Below are 238 nucleotides of genomic sequence, written 5' to 3'. Positions count from 1 at the left end.
AGATCACAATCGCCGTCAGGATCATAATCCCGCCCATGGTCGGCGTACCGCGCTTGCTGAAGTGTGATTCAGGACCGTCGTTACGCACCACCTGACCAAAGGAAAGTTTTTGCAAATGAGCAATCATACGCGGGCCCATCCACAATGAGATGAACAGCGCGGTCAGCAGGCTGACGATGGCGCGAAACGTCAGATAGGAAAAGACGTTAAAGCCGGAATAATATTTGACCAAATGTTC

General features: G+C 50.8%; 1 pseudogene. It reads right to left on the bottom strand.

The window, feature by feature from the left end:
• Positions 1-238: pseudogene (gene mraY / locus V5P19_RS24460) on the bottom strand (phospho-N-acetylmuramoyl-pentapeptide-transferase); the annotation flags it as partial.

Source organism: Enterobacter sp. UNJFSC 003 (assembly GCF_036903355.1).
Taxonomy (GTDB): domain Bacteria; phylum Pseudomonadota; class Gammaproteobacteria; order Enterobacterales; family Enterobacteriaceae; genus Enterobacter.
Note: the sequence above shows the minus strand (reverse complement) of the source record. Positions and strands in the feature narration are given on the sequence as shown.